Origin of the sequence: Ilumatobacter sp. (genome assembly GCF_041688325.1) — a bacterium.
Taxonomy (GTDB): Bacteria; Actinomycetota; Acidimicrobiia; order Acidimicrobiales; family Ilumatobacteraceae; genus Ilumatobacter_A.
In genome coordinates this window covers 1-3,964 of the sequence record NZ_JBDNIJ010000354.1, presented here as the reverse complement: position 1 = coordinate 3,964, position 3,964 = coordinate 1, and the positions used below count along the sequence as shown (strand labels likewise).

General features: G+C 62.5%; 5 protein-coding genes. 4 read left to right on the top strand and 1 reads right to left on the bottom strand.

What is annotated here, in order from left to right:
- Positions 1–106 precede the first annotated feature (106 nt).
- Positions 107–514, bottom strand: coding sequence for a heavy metal-responsive transcriptional regulator (locus tag ACH2EI_RS18505; protein ID WP_395156561.1), 408 nt, complete (start codon positions 512–514; stop codon positions 107–109).
- 55 nt (positions 515–569) lie between these two features.
- On the opposite strand from ACH2EI_RS18505, the gene ACH2EI_RS18500 reads away from it, so the two are divergent.
- The 4 genes from ACH2EI_RS18500 to ACH2EI_RS18485 all read left to right on the top strand — a co-directional run bounded on the left by ACH2EI_RS18500 (position 570) and on the right by ACH2EI_RS18485 (position 3,636).
- Positions 570–872, top strand: coding sequence for a hypothetical protein (locus ACH2EI_RS18500; protein ID WP_395156559.1), 303 nt, complete (start codon positions 570–572; stop codon positions 870–872).
- Positions 869–1,315 carry a hypothetical protein gene (locus ACH2EI_RS18495; protein WP_395156557.1) on the top strand — a complete coding sequence of 149 codons (447 nt, stop codon included), beginning with the start codon at positions 869–871 and terminating at the stop codon, positions 1,313–1,315. Before ACH2EI_RS18500 ends, ACH2EI_RS18495 begins: the two co-directional genes overlap by 4 nt.
- Positions 1,316–1,370: 55 nt before the next feature.
- Complete coding sequence (locus ACH2EI_RS18490) at positions 1,371–2,732, top strand: dihydrolipoyl dehydrogenase family protein (RefSeq protein ID WP_395161087.1); 1,362 nt, start codon at positions 1,371–1,373, stop codon at positions 2,730–2,732.
- Positions 2,733–3,414: 682 nt separating this feature from the next.
- Entirely contained in the window at positions 3,415–3,636 is a 222-nt protein-coding gene (locus ACH2EI_RS18485; protein WP_395161085.1) for a helix-turn-helix domain-containing protein, read from the top strand.
- Positions 3,637–3,964 lie beyond the last annotated feature (328 nt).

Here is a 3,964-nt window from a genome sequence, read left to right as displayed (position 1 = left end):
TTCGATCTCGTCGGAGCAGGGATCTGCCTTGTCGGGGTCTCGGTGATCATGTACGCGCCCCGCTGAACGGAGTTGTTCGTTCCCTGGCGGCGCGGAGAACGGTCGATCATGTGCTCTCGGTCGGCGAGAAGATGTGGCAGATCTCGCCGGCGGTGCAATTTTCTGGGTCGAGTTGTCTGCTGCGATCGAGGAGTTGGGCGAGTTCGGATTCGAGTGTGGCAAGTTGGTGACGCCGTTCGCGAACCTCGGCAAGTTTGGTTTCGAGGAGTGAGTCGACGTGGCTGCATGGGGCAGTGCGGTCGTCGCGGAAGTGAATGACGCTCGCGATCTCTGCCAGCGTGAGTCCTGCGGCCTGAGCGGTGCGTATGAAACGGAGCCGGGCGAGGGTGGCGTCGTCGTAGACGCGATATCCGTTGGCGGTCCGCTCCGGCTCGGGCAGGAGCCCCTTGCGCTCGTAGAACCGAATCGTCCTCGTCGGTATCTCGAGCGCGTCTGCGAGTTGTCCGATCAACATGACCCGACACTACCCCTTGACCTTCTTCCGTGGGAGAAGGTCTACGGTCGTTCGTGTGAGCAATCAGAAGACATCAGCACTCGCCCCGTTCGCGGCTGTAGCAGGCCTGTTGGGCCTGTGTTGTGGGCTGCCACTGCTCGCGTCGGTCGGCGTCCTCGGCGCGGTTGCTGGGATTGGGCTGGGGAGCTGGCTCGTCGTCGCCTTCGCTGTTGCTGTCGTTGCGGTCGGAGTAGTGCGGTGGCGCCGAACGAGCGACACCTGCCCAGCACCAGAAGCAGACGTAGATCCGTCACCGCTGCGCAAGGACGCCGTCCTGTCACCCACTCGCACCTCTCCGAACGAAGAGGAATCATCATGAGCAGTTGTTGCGGCACCACCGAGGCCAGTGCCCACCCGTGCCCACAGTGTGGTCACGTCGGCCCGATCGTCGGCACCGCACCCGTGCGCCCCCATCTGCCCGACGCAGTCGACGGAGACTGGCAGCACTGCGCCAACGAGTCTTGTGAGGTCATCTTCCACCTCGGCATGGACACGGTCGATATGGACTCGGTGAGCACCCAAGTTGGGTTGAAGGCCACCGACAAGGAGACGCCGGTGTGTTTCTGTTTCGCCCACACCGCTGACGACCTGGCCGAGGACTACGCCGCGAACAACGGCGTCAGCGAGATCAAAGCATCCATCAAAGCTGCGGTCGCCAACGGCCAATGCGCATGCGAGCACCTGAACCCGCGCGGGAAGTGTTGCCTCGCGGACGTCCACCGGATACTCACGACCTTTGCCCGACCGACACCGGTCTCGTGAACACCGCAATGCGTGCAACGAACCATCACACTGAAACGAACCTGGAGCAACCACAATGAGCACTGACGGAACCAACTACGACCTCATCGTGATCGGCGCCGGAATGGCCGGCAACGCCGCCGCCAACAAGTGCGCGTCAGCGGGCTGGCGCGTGGCGATCGTCGACGAACTGCCCTACGGCGGCACGTGTGCACTGCGGGGTTGTGACCCGAAGAAGATCCTGCGGCGCGGTGCCGAGATCATCGACAGCGCCCGCCTCATGAGCGGCAAGGGGATCGACGCCGACGGCCTGCACATCAACTGGGCCGACCTGATGCAGCACAAACTCGGATTCACCGAACCCGTCCCGGCGAACATGGAACGCGGCCTCACCGGCAACGGCGTCGACACGATGCACGGCACCGCCACCTTCACCGGCACGAACAGCCTCGACATCGATGGCGTCAGCTACACCGCAGACCACTTCCTCATAGCAACCGGAGCACGTCCGCGGCCACTCGATTTTCCTGGTACCGACCATCTCATCGACAGCACCGCGTTCCTCGATCTGGTCGAGTTGCCCAAGCGAATTCTGTTCGTTGGTGGCGGGTTCATCTCCTTCGAATTCGCGCATATCGCCGCTCGAGCCGGCACTCGACCGACCATCATCGATCACGGTCCACGCCCATTGAAGGGATTCGATCCCGACCTTGTCGACCTCCTCGTCGATCGCAGCACTCAGGCTGGCATCGACACCCGGACCGACACCTCGATCGTGTCAGTCGAGGCCGACGGCAGCAGCTACCGGGTGACCGTGGAACGACACGGGGATCACACAACACTCGAAGCCGACCTGGTCGTGCACGGTGCCGGCCGGATCTCAGAACTCTCTCGGCTCGGCCTCGAAGCCGCAGGCGTCGAGTATGGCCCACGTGGTGTGGACGTTGCCGCGCACCTCCAAAGCATCACCAACCCCGCTGTGTACGCCGCTGGAGACTCAGCGGACACGCCTGGCATGCCGCTCACCCCGATTGCAGTGTTCGAAGGCAAGATCGCCGCGTCGAACATGCTGAAATCGGCGACGACCGTTCCCGACTACGGCGGTGTCGCGACCGCCGTGTTTACGATTCCCGAACTCGCTCGCGTGGGCATGCTCGAGTCCGAAGCTGTCGAGGCCGGGATCGACCTCGATGTCCGATACACCGACACGAGCGGCTGGTACTCCAACTACCGGATCGGCGAAACCACCGCAGCGGTCAAGATCCTCGTCGATACATCCAGCGACACGATCGTCGGTGCCCACATGCTCGGCCCCGAATACGGCGAACTCATCAACTTCTGCGCACTTGCCATCAAACTCGGCCTGACCACCCGACAACTCAAATCAATGACCCCCTCCTACCCCACGGTGACATCCGACCTCGGCTCCATGCTCTAACCAGTCGCAACAAAATCTTCGGAGTGCCTGCCGGAGGGGCGCATATCGACGGTGGTCGCGTTCCGCATGACCAGCTCTGGTGCGGCACTTCTTCCGCACCCGGAGGCGCACATAATGCTGGAACGGATCAGCGTTGACGAGTGGCACCTACAGCGGCTCGGAGGCGACCGTAGCGACGTCGTCCGGGGGCACCTCAACTCGCTCGTGATCCCGTATTTCCAACGACTCGACGCCAGAGAAGCCGAAACGAGATGACGTCACTCTGTGTGACGAACTGACCGTATTTGGGCCTCCGCCGGTGGCCACGTGCGGGCAGATCCGGGTGGCCGCCGACACATCGACGATGCGTGAACCAGGTCGCCCATCACGTGTGGAACGGACCGATCTCTGCGGGCAAGCTGGTGCTCCACAGCGGCAACAAGCGACTGCGTGTACGGCCGGATCATCTGTCGGTGAGAACAGCGTCATGCAATGCCTTCGATCGGTAGGAGAAGCGCCGACGAGCGGTTCTGAGTGAACGCCGTCAAGTCCCTGGTCAGCTCCGCTTCCTTCGCGTGGAGATTCCCGCTGGCATCGTTCGCGAGAGGATCTCCAAAGAAGCAGTGAAACGGCCTGCCGGTTTCACCCCCATTGGTTGAGGAGCCATGCCCGCCGGGCTGGCCGAGCAGTCGGGGTAGTCACCATGAGCGAGCAAGACGACAAGATGAATCCATCCGGGCGACCATCAGCATGCTGGGTTCGAATCGAAGCTGCCGCCGAGTGGCTCGGCCTTGGCGTGCGGTTCCTGCGACGGCTCGTGGCCGAGAAACGTATCCCCTATTCGAAGGTCGGCAAGTATCTGCTTTTCGATCTTAACGAACTCGATGTCTGGGTCCGGAGTCAACACATCGACTCGCTCAGCTGACGATCAGTCGTCAGATCCGATGACCGCCCTCGCTGGAGCGGTGTGACCGGCAATGCTCCTTTGAGGCCTGTTTGGCTGTGAAGCCAAACTTTTGTAGGCACGAGTCTCATTTGGTAGGGGGTCGTTGCGTCCGAAAGGTCTGTCGGCTGGTGTCGAGGTTGTCGCGGAACCGCAGCCGGGCAGCGCGGTGACGGACTGCCATCGGCACTGTTGCGTTGACGGATCGGGTGCGTGTCGTAGCGTGCCCGGGTGACTCGTCGTCGTCGTTGTCGCCGCTCTGAGTCTCTGTCGTTTGCGGGCTTCCGGTTCCCGCCGGACGTGGTCTTGT